This is a genomic window from Aquimarina ulvae, from assembly GCF_053613295.3.
Map to the genome: position 1 here is coordinate 303,185 of NZ_JBSIBP030000005.1, position 18,299 is coordinate 321,483.

General features: G+C 34.5%; 14 protein-coding genes. 6 read left to right on the plus strand and 8 right to left on the minus strand.

Annotated elements, in window-relative coordinates:
- The first annotated feature begins 115 nt into the window (after positions 1 to 115).
- A complete protein-coding gene (locus tag ACWGOQ_RS13400; protein WP_452058658.1) occupies positions 116 to 301 on the plus strand; it encodes a hypothetical protein in 186 nt (61 codons plus the stop codon).
- Positions 302 to 415: 114 nt separating this feature from the next.
- A complete protein-coding gene (locus ACWGOQ_RS13405) occupies positions 416 to 625 on the plus strand; it encodes a hypothetical protein (RefSeq protein ID WP_452058659.1) in 210 nt (69 codons plus the stop codon).
- 28 nt (positions 626 to 653) lie between these two features.
- Here ACWGOQ_RS13405 and ACWGOQ_RS13410 read toward each other — a convergent pair whose 3' ends face one another.
- On the minus strand, positions 654 to 2,252 hold the full coding sequence (locus ACWGOQ_RS13410) for a phytoene desaturase family protein (RefSeq protein ID WP_452058660.1): 1,599 nt from the start codon (positions 2,250 to 2,252) through the stop codon (positions 654 to 656).
- Positions 2,253 to 2,337: 85 nt separating this feature from the next.
- Between ACWGOQ_RS13410 and ACWGOQ_RS13415 the strand changes: the two genes are divergently transcribed.
- The gene (locus ACWGOQ_RS13415) at positions 2,338 to 2,898 is read left to right on the plus strand and encodes a DUF2911 domain-containing protein (RefSeq protein ID WP_452058661.1); all 561 of its coding nucleotides are present in this window, start codon (positions 2,338 to 2,340) and stop codon (positions 2,896 to 2,898) included.
- Between the two features lie 94 nt (positions 2,899 to 2,992).
- Complete coding sequence (meaB, locus tag ACWGOQ_RS13420; RefSeq protein WP_452058662.1) at positions 2,993 to 4,054, plus strand: methylmalonyl Co-A mutase-associated GTPase MeaB; 1,062 nt, start codon at positions 2,993 to 2,995, stop codon at positions 4,052 to 4,054.
- A 60-nt stretch (positions 4,055 to 4,114) separates the two neighbouring features.
- Here the strand turns inward: meaB and ACWGOQ_RS13425 are convergent, their stop codons facing one another.
- Positions 4,115 to 4,405: a hypothetical protein gene (locus ACWGOQ_RS13425; protein ID WP_452058663.1), complete on the minus strand. Its 291-nt coding sequence runs from the start codon at positions 4,403 to 4,405 to the stop codon at positions 4,115 to 4,117.
- 298 nt (positions 4,406 to 4,703) lie between these two features.
- Here ACWGOQ_RS13425 and ACWGOQ_RS13430 point away from each other — a divergent pair, with 298 nt between their 5' ends.
- Both ACWGOQ_RS13430 and ACWGOQ_RS13435 read left to right on the plus strand, forming a co-directional pair.
- The gene (locus ACWGOQ_RS13430) at positions 4,704 to 6,947 is read left to right on the plus strand and encodes a transglycosylase domain-containing protein (RefSeq protein WP_452058664.1); all 2,244 of its coding nucleotides are present in this window, start codon (positions 4,704 to 4,706) and stop codon (positions 6,945 to 6,947) included.
- 80 nt (positions 6,948 to 7,027) lie between these two features.
- Complete coding sequence (locus ACWGOQ_RS13435) at positions 7,028 to 7,954, plus strand: expansin EXLX1 family cellulose-binding protein (RefSeq protein ID WP_452058665.1); 927 nt, start codon at positions 7,028 to 7,030, stop codon at positions 7,952 to 7,954.
- A 10-nt stretch (positions 7,955 to 7,964) separates the two neighbouring features.
- Here the strand turns inward: ACWGOQ_RS13435 and ACWGOQ_RS13440 are convergent, their stop codons facing one another.
- From ACWGOQ_RS13440 to ACWGOQ_RS13465, 6 genes are all read right to left on the minus strand, one after another.
- Entirely contained in the window at positions 7,965 to 8,540 is a 576-nt protein-coding gene (locus ACWGOQ_RS13440) for a phosphatase PAP2 family protein (protein ID WP_452058666.1), read from the minus strand.
- 50 nt (positions 8,541 to 8,590) lie between these two features.
- Entirely contained in the window at positions 8,591 to 8,818 is a 228-nt protein-coding gene (locus ACWGOQ_RS13445) for a DUF8828 family protein (RefSeq protein WP_452058667.1), read from the minus strand.
- A gap of 111 nt (positions 8,819 to 8,929) precedes the next feature.
- A complete protein-coding gene (locus ACWGOQ_RS13450) occupies positions 8,930 to 10,003 on the minus strand; it encodes an OmpA family protein (RefSeq protein ID WP_452058668.1) in 1,074 nt (357 codons plus the stop codon).
- A gap of 151 nt (positions 10,004 to 10,154) precedes the next feature.
- Positions 10,155 to 11,537: an MATE family efflux transporter gene (locus ACWGOQ_RS13455; protein WP_452058742.1), complete on the minus strand. Its 1,383-nt coding sequence runs from the start codon at positions 11,535 to 11,537 to the stop codon at positions 10,155 to 10,157.
- Positions 11,538 to 11,662: 125 nt separating this feature from the next.
- Positions 11,663 to 13,831, minus strand: a complete 2,169-nt coding sequence (locus tag ACWGOQ_RS13460; RefSeq protein ID WP_452058669.1) for a glycoside hydrolase family 9 protein — start codon at positions 13,829 to 13,831, stop codon at positions 11,663 to 11,665.
- A gap of 267 nt (positions 13,832 to 14,098) precedes the next feature.
- Positions 14,099 to 17,983, minus strand: coding sequence for a carbohydrate-binding protein (locus tag ACWGOQ_RS13465; protein ID WP_452058670.1), 3,885 nt, complete (start codon positions 17,981 to 17,983; stop codon positions 14,099 to 14,101).
- Between the last annotated feature and the right edge of the window lie 316 nt (positions 17,984 to 18,299).

The following is an 18,299-nucleotide window of genomic DNA, read 5'->3' on the forward strand; positions in this document are numbered from 1 at the left end:
ATAGTACCAAGAATAACCTCTATTTTTCTAATATTAAATTTGAAAAAAAATAAAATATTAGAAAACCGTTGCATCATTTCTATCGTATATAGTAGAACTAAACTTTAAAAAAAGTATGCAAATTTTTACTACCCAAAACTATCATAACAGTAATGTTGCTTATATGGAGAAAAAAATATACAAAATAGACCACGTATTACAGTCTCAATTAATATCTGAATTAATTTCAGAAAAATTAAAGAGAGAACGTAGTATGATCGCTATCTCTATTATGAAAATAAAAAGCTCCATATTCAGATAAATTCATTGTAGGAAGTAGGTAAACGCCAAGTTTATAAAAAATACTTTTCATTTTTTATAAAGTAGTTCCTATAAATTACACATCAAAAAAGTTCAAACTAATAAAATCTTCTTTATGGAACCCTTTTTAATAAAAACTATAAATAAGTTTAATACATATACGATAACACATATACCTATTATCGATGAAGCTTTAGAAACTATTGACCAAATTATCAACTCTAATAAGACTCCTAAATATGTTCGGGAACGATTGCTAAAAGAACGTTTGCTGATGCTAAAGCAGATTGCTAAAATAAAAGGTGAGTTTTGCTTATCTTATTAAAAATTATCCAAACATTACCTAAGACTACTTAGTACTTAGCTGCGATCTCTTTGAACTGTTTGCTCATATTCCATTTTATAATGGTTGTTGCCGTTAAAATGCCACTTCCCATAGCTCCTCCTACTCCTACCAAGGTAATATCCTGGCCAGTGAGATATAATCCTTTTATATGAGTTCTAGGTCGTAGTATCCTGGTTTTATAACGTTCGGGTGCGTGTGTTACTCCATAAATTTCACCTTGATCGTACTTACTAAATTTTCTAGTGGAAACCGGAGTAGAAACTTCAGCATGGATGATGTGTCCTTCTAATTGGGGATACAATTCTGTTAATAAAGACAATCCTTTTTCTTTAAATTGTTCTTTAATTCTATCATATGTTTCTCCCCTATTCAACCAAGGTTTATCTTCATATTCACTAAAATCCTTATACCAGGCCCTTCCTATTAACTGGATTGTCGATTGATCTGGATGCTCTTTTGACCAAAGGCTATCTTTCGCAGATGGAAAAGATATATATGCAAATGAAAGTCGTTTTTTTGATAGATTATTTTTATCATTGAGAATACGATCTGTATCCTTGTCTGCATACCACCATATATTATATTTTGGCAACTTTAGTTCAGCATCACTCCTATTGAGTCCTACATATAAGCAGAGGTGACAAGTGGATGGACTAACTCCCTTAAAATTCATATGCTCTTTCCTGATCGCAGATGAATCGAGTAACCGCAAAAAAGTATTTTTGGCTCCGGTATTACTTATAACTTTTTTACAAGAAAATTCTTTACCATTGATCAATAGCCCTTTGACAGTTCTTCCTTTTGTAACAATTTTCTCTACGTTTGCTTTTATAAACACATCAACACCTAATGATTCTAAGTTATCGATAATTGTTTCGTGAATGCGATTGGCACCTCCTCTTGGATAATATGCACCTTCCATAAAATGATTAATCACAATACAATGAGAAGCAAAACTACTTTCCTTTGGAGACAATCCATAATTTCCACATTGAGCGCATAATACGGCAATAAGTTCTTGATTATCGGTTATATTGCTTAATACCTCATACGTTGTTTTACTGGAAATAGGTTTTTGAATTCTTCTAAATATGGGACCTAGAATCATCCGCAATAACCCAGGAAGGGCTTTTTGTAAAAAATACAGAAAATTCTTTTTGGTTGATTTTTCAAGTAATTCGAGATAATCATCAATAGCTTCTGTATCGTTAGGAAAGTATTTATAAAATTTTTTCCTAAAATTCTCTTTCCCTGAAACAAACTCAAATTTGCGACCATCCACATAGGCAACATCATAGGGATCTCCCATAGAATCCCATTTTAGTTTATTATCTGATAAGTAATTAAAGATTCTTCGTAAACCTGATTTTTCATCCATATTACCTACATAATGAACTCCCACATCCCAAACCAAACCTTTACGCCTTTTAAACGTATGTGTGAATCCGCCTGGAGTATAATGTTGTTCCAAAACCACCACCTTTTTTCCAGCTTTAGCCAAAAAAACAGCTGTACTTAGGCCACCAATTCCAGAGCCAATTATAACATAAGTATCATCAGTAAATACAATATCTGGCGTGAATTTTTTATAGGATTTGTCAACCATAAATCAGTAGTAAGAGCCCAAAAGTAAGCATTTATAAGTACTTTCATCAGCAAATAAGTTATCTTTAATATCAAACTATTCGTATATGTCAAAACTTCTAAAAAAGTTACTTATCATTATTTTCGGAGTAGTAATCATTGGATTTGCCGGAGTATTTATTCTAAAATCAAACACTAAAAAGCACAGTCCTGAACAGACGATTACTCATCATACTAAAAAAGCAAATTTCACTATTTTCTATAATAGACCTTCCAAAAAAGGTAGAAAAATTTTTGGAGGTATAGTTCCGTTTGATCAGGTGTGGAGAACCGGAGCAAATGAAGCTACCACGTTTACAACTGATCAGGATATTCTTGTTGACGGAACGTTATTGAAAAGCGGAACCTATACTTTATGGACGATTCCGGGACAAAATTCGTGGAAGGTTATTTTTAATGACCATCAATATAATTGGGGGGTAGATTTTAGGGATGGAAGTCCATCTCGTGACCCGAAGTATGACATCTTAACGATAGAAGTTCCTGTACAACGATTGCTTAATGTTGTAGAGCAATTTTCAATTTATTTTCAGGAAGCAAATAGTTTTACTATTATGTATATTGCCTGGGATCAAACTGCCATTGCCGTACCAATAACGCTGAAGTAAACCACCTTCTCTTTACATTGTGTAAAATATTAGCAATGTATCCTAAAATGAATTTATAAATTTGTTATAAAGTTACCTTGTAAACAATAATGATATGAAACATCAAGATCAATCGCCAAAAATACCGTCGGGCACTAATCAGCAAGCGATTGATCGTTTTAAAAAACTTCAGCAAAAAGAAATTTCTGCACTTCATATATTTGAAGGAATTGTCTCAAAAAATACTACAGCTCTGAGTCAAGGAATTACTTTGGTAGAAAGTACTCAAAAAAAGCATAGTCAAAAAGCGCAACAACTTGTTGAAAAATGTCTGCCCTACGCTAATAATTCTATCAGAATCGGAATAACGGGCGTTCCGGGCGTTGGAAAAAGCACTTTTATTGAATCTTTTGGTAATCTTCTGATACAACAAGGCAAAAAAGTAGCGGTGCTAGCTGTAGATCCGACCAGTAGTGTTTCTAAAGGTAGTATTTTAGGTGATAAAACAAGAATGGAGTCGCTAGTAAAATCTCCACAAGCTTTTATAAGACCTTCTCCTTCTGGGAATTCTTTGGGTGGTGTTGCACAAAAAACCCGAGAATCCATTATACTTTGTGAAGCTGCGGGTTACAATGTAATTATTATTGAAACCGTAGGTGTTGGTCAAAGCGAAACTGCCGTACACGGAATGGTTGACTTCTTTTTATTATTAAAATTAGCAGGTGCAGGTGATGAATTGCAAGGCATTAAGCGTGGTATTATAGAAATGGCAGATGCTATTGTTATGAATAAAGCGGATGGAGATAATCTTCATCGTGCCCGAGAAGCTAAAAACCAATTTAAAAAGGCATTACATCTTTATCCATCGACAGCAAGTAAGTGGTCTCCGGAAGTACTAATGTGTAGTGCACTTAAAAATGATGGTATCGCAGAAATATGGGAACTAATTTTGCGATATATTAAAGTGGTCACTGAAAATGGTTATTTTGAAGAGAATAGAATTCAACAAAATAAATTCTGGCTTTTGCAGACCATTGAAGAAGAATTGAAAAGTTCTTTTTATAACCATCCCAAAATTAAAGAAGCACTATCAATACAAGTTAAAGCTGCACAAAAACATCAGATCACTCCTTTTGCAGCAGCAAGACATTTGTTGAATTTACTAGAAAATTCATAACTATTATTCTTTCGTCATTGAAAGTGCTAGACAACATTGATTATCCAGATTTAAACCTGATCAATCATCAAAAGCTGATTCATCACTAACCTCTTCTTTTGAGCCAAAGGTTGCGATTTCTGTATCCGAAGAATCATCATCATAATCCTCCATTACTCCAGCAAGACGCTCACTAATTTTAACTAGGTAAATAGTATTATCTGTTCTTACCTCGACCGCTTCAATGGTGTCATGATGATGGTTTTTGAAGGAAATAATATCATTATCTGAGTAGCCATCAGGAAATTTATCTACTAAAAGATTCAAAATATCTTTATTCAGTTTTTTGTAGTCAACAATTACTCTTTTCATAATGTGTAGTTTTAATTGGTTACTTCACTAATAGATAGTAAATAAAAGATTCTATTATATGTTATATTATTTTCTACAATACATGAAGAAGCACTATTTTTTCTGCTGTGCTTCGATTAATCTTATTTTGAGATGATGTTAAATTATTTCACTACTACAATTTAAAATAAAAAAATCAAAATTTTGACAAATAAGCTTCAAAAAAAGTACGTATTTTCATTACTATAAAATTTATAATTAAATGGTAATTATCTATTCAATAATTAATTATTTTCTGCGTTATCACTAACCAAACAATATGACACATAAGCTTTTTCAAAAAACATGGGTTAAATGGACCTTAATTACTATTGGGGGACTTGTTTTGGTTTTTACAATTTTTTACGCAAGTATCTATTTTGGATTGTGGGGAAAAATTCCAAACCAAGAAGAATTAAGTTCATTAAAGCAAGCCGAAGCAACTCAGGTACTGGATAAAGACGGCCAGTTGATCGGTAAATATTTCATTTATGACCGTCAACCCATAATCCATAATGATCTTCCTCAACATTTGATAAATGCATTAGTGGCTACAGAGGATGTTCGGTTTTATGATCACGATGGTGTAGATAATATCAGCTTATTAAGGGTGTTTTTCAAAACGATACTGTTACAGGACAAATCTTCTGGTGGAGGAAGTACCATTACTTTACAGTTAGCAAAAAACATTTTTGGACGAAAAGACTATGGATATTTTAGTGTGATAGTCAACAAGCTTAAAGAATCTATTATTGCCAAACGTATTGAGGAAATATATACCAAAGAAGAAATTCTTACACAATATTTCAACACAGTTCCATTTCCTGATAATACCTATGGAATCGAAAGTGCTTCACAAAAGTTCTTTAATAAGCCTACTAGAGAGCTTACCTTATCAGAAGCGTGTACGTTGGTTGGAAGCTTAAAAGCAAATCACAGTTACAATCCAAGACTTTTTCCTGAGCGAAGTCAATTACGTAGGGATGTGGTTTTACAACAGATGGTAAAATATGAATATATCACATCAGGTGTAGCCAATCGAGTATCCAATCAAAACATAGCGTTAGATTATCAATATTTCAATCATGATCTTGGTTTGGCTCCTTATTTCAGAGAGGAAGTAAAAAAAGAACTTAATAGTATTCTTAAGAAATATAAAAAAGTAGATAGTAGTACGTATAACATCTACAAAGACGGATTAATTATTCATACTACGTTGGATTATAAGATGCAATCACTGGCAGAACAAGTAATGAAGGAGCATCTGCAGGATTTACAAATGGCCTATGAAAAAGAGTACGGTACCAAAGCTCCCTGGAAAACAAATACTAGCATACTTGATAATGCCTTGCAACAATTGCCTACCTATCAAAAATATAAGGAACAAGGTCTTAGCCAAAAACAGATTGCAGATTCTTTTGCTGTTAAAAGAGAGATGGAACTTTTTGGGTGGGAAGGAAATATCACTAAAACAATTTCTGTTCGAGATAGTATACAACATTACCTAAAATTTTTGAATGCCGGGATGATTGCTGTTGACCCTACTAATGGAGCTGTTAGAGCATACTTGGGTGGTATTGATTACAGGTATTTCAAATATGATCATGTTTCTCAAAGCAAAAGACAAGTAGGCTCTACCTTTAAACCTTTTGTATACACAACAGCCATAGAAAAAGGCATAAAGCCCTGTACCTATTTTCCTGTCAAAGAAGTAACTTATACGAATCTAAAGGATTGGACACCAAAAAATTCTTCTGAAGAAAAAGACCCTTTCCTCAATTATAACATGGAAACCGCATTGAGCAATTCGATCAACACCATTGCTGTAAAAGTAATTGGTGAAGTTGGCGTTAAGAACGTTCTGGAACAAGTAAAAAAAATGGGAATCACAGAAAAGTTACCCGAACAACCATCAATAGCTTTAGGAACAGCAGGAATAAAAATCAAAGAACTAGCAGGTGCCTATGCAAGTTATGTAAATCGCTCTAAAACTGTACAACCATTCTACATTTCCAAAATAGAAGATAGAAAGGGAAATATTATTGCTTCGTTTGAACCCAAAATATCAGAAAAACCAGTTTTTAGCGATTATACCAGACAGATAATGCTGGAAATGATGAAGTCTACTATAAACAAAGGAACGGCAAAAAGATTACGATCTGTTTACGGATTAAAAAATGAAATTGCCGGAAAAACTGGCACCACTCAAGATAATAAAGACGGCTGGTTTGTAGGTATTACCCCAAAACTTGTAACAATTTCTTGGGTCGGTAATGATAATTACGCTATCGGATTTAAAAGTACCTCACTGGGTCAAGGTGCAAATTCTGCTCTTCCGATTTTTGCTAAACTTTATCAAAAAATGAATGAGGATCCTAATTTTAATCCTATTACCAAAAGTGATTTTGAAAAAACTCCGGATACTGTTCTTGACGATCTAGACTGTGAGCCCGAAAAAAGGGATAATTTTTTAAAAAGGCTTTTCAGTAAAAAGAAAGAAACGAAAAAGTTTCGTCGTAAGTAAAATCAAATACCCTTTAAAAGATATATTTTTTATCGTTAGCTGACGTATTCATACTCTTCATAAAATTCTATTTAATTACCATGAAATCACTTACTTATTTTTTCTACTTACTATTCGTTATATATACTGTAAAAATGTCTGCTCAGGAATGCAATAATACTGTACATACTGGCGAAGGCACATTTTATGATGGCGTAGCAGGAGGTACTTTTGGTAATTGTTCGTTGCCAGTTGTTGCAGGAGATTATATGCATTGTGCTTTGAACAACTTTGACTACAATGGCAGTAATGCCTGTGGAGCTTGTATTGAAGTAACCGGCGCAAAAGGAAGTGTTGTTCTTACAATAGTAGACCGTTGTCCAGAATGTAATCCTGGTGATGTAGATATGACTATGGAGGCTTTTTCTATGATTGCGGATGTTATTGAAGGCAGAGTATCTATTTCGTGGAAATTTATACCTTGCGAAATAACGCCAACAACTGAAACTATTAAAATCAATTTTAAAGAGGGCTCCAGTGAATTCTGGACAGCGATTCAGTTTAGGGATATTAATTATGCTATATCCAAAATGGAATACCAGTTACCAGATAATACCTGGAAAAATACGAATAGAGAATTATTTAACTTTTTTATTGAAACTTCTGGAATTTCATCTCCAATGACTCTTAGGATAACTTCAATTTTAGGGGAAGCCTTAATTTTTGAGAATATCGTGATCAACCTAAACGAAGATTTTGATACTGGACTCCAGTTCTCGACACCAGAGGAGTGTGATCAAGCGCTTTCTGTACCAGAAATACAAGTCACTAAAACCATATTATATCCGAACCCAACTTCTGATGCTATATACCTTACTAGAAACCCTGGCCAATGGAAACTGGTAGACAATTCCGGAAAAAAACTTAAACAGGGTAATACCAAAAAAATAGCTATGTCCTCCTATGAAAATGGCATCTATTTTCTTTTGTTAGAAGAGAACAGCATCATCAAGGTTATTAAACATTGAATATAATTCTTTAACCTTTTGGTTGTCCATATTTTGTCTGCAGAAATGCGTGCAACTTATATCCTCCAAAACCTAAAATAATACCTGTAACCAGACCGGTTATTACATCTAATGGATAATGAACTCCAAGATAAATCCGACTATAACTAACCACCAATGCCCAAATCACCATACATGGAAATATGTACTTTAGATGTTTTTGTAGTGTCAAACCTGTAAAAAATGCAAGTGCCATGGAACTTGTAGCATGTCCTGAGAAATAACCAAAACGACCACAGTTCACTTCAATCGTTCTTAAAAACTCTGCCACACCTTCTGCCCGGCAAGGTCTGGGACGCATTACCAATACATTCTTAAATAATACCGAAATCTGATCTGATGCGGTAATCAAAAGCGCTACTGTAAATAAGGTGAGTAATGTTCCTTTGGCGCCAAAATATTTAAGAAAAAAATAAAGTAAAGTAATATAAAGCGGAATTTGATAAAATTTCTCAGTCATAAACAACCAAAAACCATCCCAAGTAACACTTCCCAGGTTATTTAAGAAAATCATTACATCTTTATCTAACTGTATGAGCTCTTCCATAAATTATTTATAAATACTACATGTATAATATTCGTGAATATTGTTTATTATTATTTTTCATAACGTTCAATCTCTCGATCGTAAAAATCATTCGCGTCCTGAAATAGGTTCTCAGCTTCGCTTTCTAATTCTTTTTCATCACTTTTGTCAAATTCTTCTAGCCATTCAACTTCATCATTTTGTAGATTTATAATAAACCTCGGAAACTCTGTATGAATAACAAAGATAGCTTCTGGATAATCAGTATTATCTCCTAATAAGAATTTTGGAAAACTCATGTGTTATAAATTATGTGCAACAAAGCTACGAAGTTTAGGATCAAAGTAACAAAAACAACAAGAGGTAAATTCTAAAACTAAAATTTACCTCTTGTATATATTTGATCTTTTCTATTCTATAATGATCTGTACTCTGGCGTTAGATCCTAGTTCTGAATTGTCTATATCTTCTCCTTCTTTAGGTTCTGTATTACTAACTCCCACATACTCAATCAAGGATTCATCAATCCCGTTTTCTACTAAATATTCCTTTACGAAACCAGCTCTGGCAGATGACAGAATATCATTTTCGAATTCAATTTCAGAATCATTCGCATGTCCAACGATTTTAATACTGTTAAACTTGAACACTTTAAGATACTGTAAATAAGAATCCAAAGCTTCTTTAATTTCTTCATAAACTTCACTTTCTCCAATTAGATATTCAATATCTGAAAAGTCTAAAGCCATATTGCAAATATTATCTACATCAATACCCTGTACATTCTGCATTTCTCTTAGCTCCACATCATCAATATAATAATATGCATCACTAAATGTTGAACCCGACCGTAATGATTTTCCATTTGGATTATCTGAAAAGTAACCTAATGAGATATATTTTTCAGTTCCTCTTGCTCTATAGACTCCACACACCTTTGTCCATTGCTTGGTATCACAGATCATCTCAGACGATTCTATATGTAATTTATAAGTAGATGTTTCGGTAATTCTTGGAACTCTTGCTGTAAAATAAGAACCAATAGAAGAAGTACAGGAATTACTTACTCTTCCCTCTCCAAGAGACACATACATATGAAAATAATAATATTTACCTGCCTTTAGCGGACTTACTAATTTAGCTACAATAGATTCTTTGGTATTATTACTTGTTATATATAAACCAACTTTAGATGCTCCTGTTCTAGGTTCTTGCGGACCAAACTGATTTAAAAAACCAGGTGCTTTATGAGCAAAACTAACTTCGCTCACTGCAGGATGGTGTGCGTCTGGTGTGTTGGTCAATGATTTCCAATCAGCAATTACACCAAAATTTCTCATCTCATGCTTTAGTTTTTTAACAGCTGCATTGGTGTTTTCAAAACTAGGGTTTGGAATTAGGTTTTGTGCATAAATATGTTGGCTTACACCAATAACAAGAAGTACAATACTTATAAGGCTTAGGTTAGATTTTGGGCTATTCATCTCTTTTCTTTTCGGGTTTAGATATACTCGAAATATAGTTAAATATTTCTTACTATGAAATATACTTTTGACCAGTAACAAAAACTAGTCCAAAAAATAAACGGAGTAAAACTCTCTATATTGTAACCATCAAAAAAGATTACGATATAGGTTATAAAGTATCCTTTTTAAATACTCGATTCCTACTCAGGTAATTAAATCTAACATACAACAATAATGCTGAGGTTGTTAATCCGGCTAGTAATCCAATCCAGATTCCTGAACTCTTATACGCTGTATATAATCCCAAATAATAACTAATAGGAAAACCTACAATCCAATAAGCAAAAAATGTAATAACCGTTGGAATTTTTACGTCTTGTAATCCTCTTAACGCACCAAGAACTGCCACCTGTATACCATCAGAGATCTGGAACAATGCTGCAATTATCAAAAGTTTAGCTGCAATGCTGATTACTTCTGTATTATCTGCAAAATTATCTACATCGTTTACATCCAGATAAATTTCTGGCAATACATTATTAAAAGTTATAAAGAATAACGCAAATATGGTTTCAATGAGAAGTGTCAGTAAAAAAATTGAAAATGCAATTCTTCTTAATTCCTCAAACTGCTGTAACCCTTTTTGGTTTCCTACTCTAACTGTAGCTGCAACACTTAAGCCAATAGCTACCATAAAGGTCATAGCTGCAAGATTCAATGCAATTTGATTAGCGGCTTGCGGATTTTTGCCTAAAATTCCTGAAATCCAAATAGCTGCTGTAAAAATACCTACTTCAAAAAACATTTGTAATGCCGAAGGAAATCCTAACGTTACAATCTTTTTCAGCATATTTTTTTGAAGAATAAAGAATTTTATATTGGTTACAAATGCTTTTGACTTTTCTTTATGCCTGAGAAATACCCATAAAAAAATCACCATCACCAATCTGGATATCAATGTACCGACTGCTGCACCTACAATGTCCATTTGAGGAAAACCAAACTTACCAAAGATCAATAGATAGTTTAAAACTACGTTTACGATATTGGCAATCAATGTAGCATACATAGGATATCTCGTCATAGATAATCCGTCTGAAAATTGTTTAAAAGCCTGAAAAATAATTAAAGGAACTAACGACACCGCCACTAAATCTAAATATGGGATCGCCAATTCTACAACCTCAGCTGGTTGTTTCATAAGATGCATCAGGGGTTTTACTGATAATACACCAATGAATAAGATTATTCCCAAGGCTGTACACAAAAACAATCCGTGTTTAAACGCTGATTTACCCTTACCAAAATTATCCTCTCCATCTGCCTCTGCAACTAGAGGAGTAATTGCGGTAGAAAAACCTATTCCTAATGACATCGCAACAAACATAAAACTGTTTCCAAGAGATACCGCGGCCAATTCTGCAGTACCTAATTGCCCAACCATAATGTTATCAATCAACCCAACGAAAGTATGTCCTAACATTCCCAACATCACTGGTGCTGCTAGCTTCAAATTATAAGTAAACTCTTTGGTATACTGTTGTAACATTATTGGCTTTTATAACTGCCAAAGATAAGGAGATTAGTTATAGAATTACTTCCTGTTTAAAAACAACTTTATTCAAAAAAAGGTGCTCACTGATAAGCACCTTTTCCATCAATGTAAAAACTATAATATTAATCCTTTAAAAATTTAGTAGTTGCTTGAACTCCGTTTTTAGTTGTTACGCTAATAAAGTATAACCCAGATGATAAATCCCAAGTTGATATTGAGACACTATCCGTAACCACATCAGATACTTCTGTAGATTTTATTATGTTTCCGGTTATCCCTGAAATTACAATAGTCGAATTCTGAATCTTTATAAGATCTCCTGAAATATATAGTACATTTTTAGTAGGGTTAGGAAATAATTGTAATCCAAGCTTATTAAAATCTGTAATAGATAATGACGTGGATGGCTCCGTCCCCCAAACTAGTACTCCATCTTCATAAATAGGAACTTTCTCTGACTCAATGAGCGAACTGCTTAGGTCTTCATACGAATAATCATTAGTTGGATCCCAAGAGCTATCAGAGGCATTATTAGGCACAGAAACTCTTACTTGAATTTCTTTTCTATGTTCTCCTTGCCCTCCTGGAAAAGGCATATTGTCTTGATCAATAGCCACTTCTACAAAATATACGTTATCATCTGCATTCCAAACCTGTAATCCTCCTGTAGCTTCTCCGTTTCCTCTACTTGTAATTTCATAATCAGCAGGAGTATATCCCGCATTAATCCCTTCAGTGATATCAATAAAATAACGTGCTGTTAAACTTCCAGGAATCCTAGCAGGCCAAGCAGATCTGTTATTCAACCAAATTGCTAATTCTGTAAACCTCCCTGATTCACTATTAATTTTTGTTTCGTTTAAGAATTCAACTCCTGATGATTCTTCTGGGGGAAAATTTAGTAGTTCTGTCCCGCCAAAATCCATAACCATTTTAGCTAATACACCTTGATAACAGGCGTTGTAATCACAAGCAACCTCATTAGCTTGAAAATCTGAACGGTTTTCAACAAATACATCGTCTGGACTGCCTGGTCCTCCCATCAACGCTCCCCATAAAGTATGCCTAGATTCTACTGGTATATCCTCGCTTCTGGTCCAACTAGCGTGTTGACCTCTATGATGTGGTTTAGTAGGAGGGTTTACACCAAAACCAGTTACCAAACTTCTATTATTTGGATTATCTCCTAAGGCATATTTTACTTGACTTACGGCAAAATCATAATAATCCTGATTATTCGGAGTACTTATGTTATTTACAAAGATTAAAGCTGTTAATGCGGCATTCATAGAGTGGCGAAGTGATCCCCACTGTGTAAGGTGCGCTTGGCCTCCTGGAGAATATGTGATACCGCTATCGTTATCAATCCAAAACTGTAAATGTCTTTCGGTATTCTCAATATATTGCTGCTTGCCAGTAACCTCTGCCAACAATACCATATTTCCGTATCTTTTATCATCCCATACGAAACTCCATAAATAATCTGGTTCTCCGTAGGCTGCTTCTGCCTTTTGAAGGTACGTATCATCCCCTGTAGCTTTATATAACCATAGGGCCCCCCAAGTTAACTCATCTTCATATCCTCCAGATGAATAAGTCCCTACTGCTGGTATTTCTCCTTCCTCGGTATACTTTCCTTTGTAGGTTTCACCAAACTCATACAAGTCTTTTGCGTGTTGTAATAAAGTTGCACTATACGATGGATCATTATCTTTAAATATCATACTGGCTGAGGCTAAAGCGGCAGCAGTTTCGCAAACAACTTCTGTTCCTGGATGATCTACATCTAATTTAAAAGACTCTCTTTGTCCGTATTGTGGGTGCACATCTATCATCTCGGCAGGCATCCAAAAATTATGATCCTGTCCCTTTTTAGAAACTTGTGCATAAAATTCAAACTTAGAAGGATGACATTTGATAAAATAATCAGTTACCCACTTAATATTTCTTTTAAAATGTTCTGTCTGATTAACAGCATCATACCCATCTTTATACTCCAAAAAACCCCAATTCAGTGCAGTCACAGAAAATGCCATAGGAAAACCAAACTTAATGTGATCCCCTGCATCAAACCATCCACCTGTTAAATCCAGCCCTACATCCTGACCGTCATTTACACCAGCATCACTTCGCCAGCTAATTCTATTCCAATCTGGAAGAACTCCTGATTGTTGTGCTTCATAAAACAATATTGACTTTTGTAATGCTTCTCCATAATTGTATTGTGCGACAACCTGTATTCCTTGCAATCCTAAAAAGATTAGTAACAAGTTTAGTACGTTTTTTTTCATATTTAAATGATTTGTGTATTATTAATTTATGTGAGGTTCAAAGTTTTAACAACTCTCTTTTTTGATTATATATTGCTACTTTTTCCAATTGTTAAGAGCGTGATAAGATCTTTTTATATCTTCTGAAAGAAAATCTTACAAAATGTTTTTTGTGTTGTTATAAAATTAAGAAGAGAAACTATCCTTTTTTTGAAGGACAGTTTCTCTATACTGAGTTTGTGTAAATAATACTAGTGGTTAACTAATATTTGCTATTATCGTTTTTCCTTACCGTTTTATTATTTTCTTAGAAACAACTAACTTATTGGTTTTACCTACCTGTAAAATGTTTACGATATAAATCCCTGATGATACATCACTCATATCAATGGTGTTTTGTCCATCTTCCAGAGTCACTTGTTTAACCAGAACTCCTATAGAATTGTACATTTTAACAGTTTTACCAGCCGTTTCTCCTGAAACCTGCAATACATCTACTACGGGATTTGGATAAAAAACAATAGTATCATCTTTACTATAATCCCTATTAGTTGTATAGGTGATGATTAGTGTAGGTTCAGCTACTGTTCCATTTTCTTTGGATGCAAATGCAAAATCATTACCAGAGATCGCATCAATAATCAACGAAAGTCGATTACCAAAAATCTGAGCTGTTTTTAGCGGTATCGTTTTGGTACTTCTAACGGGGAAATTATCATTAAGGCTCCCTAATTGCGCTCCTTTACCCGGTTTATTTGCATTAGACAAATTATTCTCTGTCCAGTTATTACTAGTACCTTTATTTATACTTATATTTCCATTTCCAGCATCTGAAAAAACTGTAAATGTAAGATCTGCATTGGTAATTGTTCCATTAATGGATGAAAGGTCAAACATCAAATACCCTGTTCTATTATTCAATTCTACCCGAACCATATCAGAATTATATCGTGATGATCCTTGTAAAAATGCATCGTGAATTGGAGACAGCGTAATAGTTTGCTCTACTGGCTGAATCTTTGTAGCTACAACTCTATCTATATTATATAAATAACCTGATCCGCCCTGAAACGATAATCGCAATGGCTTCTGTCCTGAGGTGAGAGAAACTGTGGTAGAATATTTTTTATAATTATGCCATTCTCCAGTAACAGGAAGATCTATGGAACCAACTACAGCTCCAGATTCTACAATTTCTACGGTTCCTCCCACTCCTTTGCTGGAAGCATAAAAATCAAAAGTATACTCGCTGGTTTCATCCACATTTACTGCATAATCTACAAAATCTCCATTACGGATAAATCCTAAATTTCTATCAGATGTAGTTCCCGGTGTATCTTCTATGCGAACACTTCCTGATTTTATCTCAAAATTTTCTGCTTCAAAAGATCCTGGAATATCAATAACATCTATTGGAGGAACTGAGTCATCTTCTACGGTGATATCTACAGATTGTGATGAAGTCACTGCTCCTTCATTATCTGTGGATTTAGCAACTATAGTATAGCTCCCTGGGTTTTCTAAGATAGTTGAAGTCTCGTATGGTATAATTCGCTCGGTTGCTGCTAAATTATTATTGATAAAAAATTCTACCTTTTCAATAGTTCCATCACTATCTGATGATTCAGCGATAAGAGGAATTGATTCTCCTATTTCGAAACTAGCTCCGTTTACAGGAGATATAATAGATACCTCAGGAGGCGTATTTTGTTCACAATCTACTAAGACTTCAGCGGGACCATCGCCTGTAGGTTTCGTATAACTTTTAGATAATACAAATTTATCAATTTCAAAACCATCTTCTCTCATTGAAAATGAAATTGTGTGTACACCTGCAGAAGGAATATCTAGATATATTTGCTGTGCTTCTCCACAATGATTCGCATTTGTACGCTGTTTACTTTCCCAGGTCCATTGATTCTTTCCCTGACACCATTGCATTCTGTTTCCGGATGCCGGCCAAGTACCGTTGAGTCCTACGTGTATTCCATTATCTTCAGAACCTGTAGAATAAGCTCTTACCCATACAAAGTATTTTCCTGGAGTTGTAAATTTTACTTTATAATTTATAATTGCTACCTGACCTGCAGTATTAGAAAAACTTACTCCGTTTACTAAAGGATCATCGTGTGTAACTCTGGTATCAGGTAAAATTTCTAGGTAACCACCGTTACTTGCTCCAGAAGAATGATCTGGATCCGGATCTGGATTTGGTGTTGAACCACTTCCATCCAAAACATACCATTGCCTATCATCGGTCTTCGATTGACTTTCAAAATGTTCAGCTTCGACGGCAACTACGCCATTTTGTTCTAAAGCTACGCATTGATCAGGACCTCCGCCACCTCCATCTTTTTTCTTAACTAGCGCTACCCAATCGTTATTGTCTGGTGCTACAAGGTTTCCACTTATTGTGGTTGCATTGCTTAAACCACTACCGCCCCGTGGATTGTACCATTGAACTTCGTACTCTTCATTTCCAGATGGCAAACTGATACCTGTAGAACCTCCATTAGGTCTGTAAATCGCATATATTTCTCCCGCTTTTCCGAAAACATAATCATTATTATCTGAGGTAACTCCATCAGAAGAAACCATATCTACCAGGTCATCTTGTAAATAATTATTGAAAAATTGTAATGCTCTGGCTGCGTCAGAATATTTTTTATCTCTAGATCTATGATCCTGCGCAGATAAATCAGTTTCTCCTGTACTATATCCATAATAATATTCTACACCTGCACCGCCTGCTAACAAGGTCGCCCACAGAACTTCATGACGCACTAATTTATTATCATTTGGGTCTTTGTCTACCCCTATTTGGGCATTTCCTGGCTCATCCAATGCAACAATCCATTTTTTTCCGGATTGGCGAGACTTATCTACCCATTTTTTAACATCTCTATGAGAATTCAGTAAATTATTTGTCTGTATGGATGCTCCCGTAAGATCAGAATTATCTCCTAATAGTGGATTATACCTTTGATCCTGTTGATTAGGGTATGTATGGATCACTATGTTATGATCATAAGGATCTTGTTGTTTAATAAAAGTAGCTGTACTTTTTACAACATCATCAGGAATTGTAGTTTCTTCTGTAAGATTCCAGTTAAGAGCTAAATGATGCCCAAAACGCGCTATTAATTCTCGATAATACAATTTTCTCTGACGGCCAAAATTGTTTCCATCCATGATATTATCGTTCTCTGTCTCCATAGTTTTGAAATGCATGTACATTCCTTTCTTATCTGCATATTCAAATATTTTTTCCCATTGTGCAAGTTTGGATACGTCGAACCTGTCTTTATGAACACCTTGATTCCATTGTTGTCCATCATTGTAACCGTTATATGTAGATACAGGTACTTTTAACAGGTGCGGAAATACATTTTCATCATCACCGTGCAGGCTTAATGTCAAAAAGGAAAATGCATTTACTCCTTTATCTGATAAATAGCTTACAGCTCCTAGCAACTCAGTTCCTTTTCCTCCATCCCAAGTATAGTCGCCGGCATCGCTTACTGCATAGTCTTGTTGATGGGGATTCCAGTTTTTTCTTCTGTTTCCTCTATTTGGTGTATTATCAAAATCATTGTAGGCCAATGTGTTTTCAGGAGCATCTGCACCAGCTTTAACAAACCAGTCCCCGTTAGGGTTATTAGGATTGGTTCCTATGTGTTTGAGATAGTGCTCCCCAACATATTTTATTCTTCCTTTTTCTTTTGCCCTGTGATCACGACCAGATTTATCTGATTCAGCAATATTGAAAGACCCCGTATCTCCATTCATAAATCCCGCGTTTGATCCACCGCCATTTATAGCAACATTGGATCCTGACTTAAAGGATACGGACCAATTCCAGGTTCCCGTTCGATCTGGAGCAAAATGTACCCTCCATTTATTTCCTGAATTACAACTATTATTTTCAGCATTTCCGCAAGCGGCAAAATAACCAGGTACTTTATAACTACTGTTGCTCCCTTGATGTGTGAAAATTACTTCTAATAAATAATCCGAAAACGGATTTGGGTTTGCGGTCTCTGAGGTGTTTGGACCGTTAAAAGTTAAAGTGACTTTATGCCATCTTTTTAATTCCCCTTCTGGAGTTTGTGCTTGTAGCATCAATCCAAGAAATAAGAATGCGATTAAAATTCTGGGTTTGGTTAATTTCATAATTGTATGTGTTTGGTTTTAAGGTATTCTGTATTCAATAACATTATAGGTAAAAGAACGTATCTTATTTCCTTTAATTCTTTGAAAAATATATGTTAACTCATTAATTAACGAGCTTTAAAACTTGTTAATAATCCAAGAAACTCCTGAAATTTAAGGATTCATTATACTGACTGTTTAAACTAAACTATTAAATGACTTTTACCAAATAGAATTCGTTTAAATGTATTTAGAATTCGATTCAATAGTTATTCATTTATGATGGTATATTTTTTAACAGTCTCCAGCCAGCAGAAACTTTGTGTTACTTAGCAAT

Bases quoted from the DNA above. Each gene is read 5' to 3' on its own strand.
- ACWGOQ_RS13400 (WP_452058658.1), top strand. From the start codon at position 116: ATGCAAATTTTTACTACCCAAAACTATCATAACAGTAATGTTGCTTAT.
- ACWGOQ_RS13405 (WP_452058659.1), top strand. From the start codon at position 416: ATGGAACCCTTTTTAATAAAAACTATAAATAAGTTTAATACATATACG.
- ACWGOQ_RS13410 (WP_452058660.1), bottom strand. From the start codon at position 2,252: ATGGTTGACAAATCCTATAAAAAATTCACGCCAGATATTGTATTTACT.
- ACWGOQ_RS13415 (WP_452058661.1), top strand. From the start codon at position 2,338: ATGTCAAAACTTCTAAAAAAGTTACTTATCATTATTTTCGGAGTAGTA.
- meaB (WP_452058662.1), top strand. From the start codon at position 2,993: ATGAAACATCAAGATCAATCGCCAAAAATACCGTCGGGCACTAATCAG.
- ACWGOQ_RS13425 (WP_452058663.1), bottom strand. From the start codon at position 4,405: ATGAAAAGAGTAATTGTTGACTACAAAAAACTGAATAAAGATATTTTG.
- ACWGOQ_RS13430 (WP_452058664.1), top strand. From the start codon at position 4,704: ATGACACATAAGCTTTTTCAAAAAACATGGGTTAAATGGACCTTAATT.
- ACWGOQ_RS13435 (WP_452058665.1), top strand. From the start codon at position 7,028: ATGAAATCACTTACTTATTTTTTCTACTTACTATTCGTTATATATACT.
- ACWGOQ_RS13440 (WP_452058666.1), bottom strand. From the start codon at position 8,540: ATGGAAGAGCTCATACAGTTAGATAAAGATGTAATGATTTTCTTAAAT.
- ACWGOQ_RS13445 (WP_452058667.1), bottom strand. From the start codon at position 8,818: ATGAGTTTTCCAAAATTCTTATTAGGAGATAATACTGATTATCCAGAA.
- ACWGOQ_RS13450 (WP_452058668.1), bottom strand. From the start codon at position 10,003: ATGAATAGCCCAAAATCTAACCTAAGCCTTATAAGTATTGTACTTCTT.
- ACWGOQ_RS13460 (WP_452058669.1), bottom strand. From the start codon at position 13,831: ATGAAAAAAAACGTACTAAACTTGTTACTAATCTTTTTAGGATTGCAA.
- ACWGOQ_RS13465 (WP_452058670.1), bottom strand. From the start codon at position 17,983: ATGAAATTAACCAAACCCAGAATTTTAATCGCATTCTTATTTCTTGGA.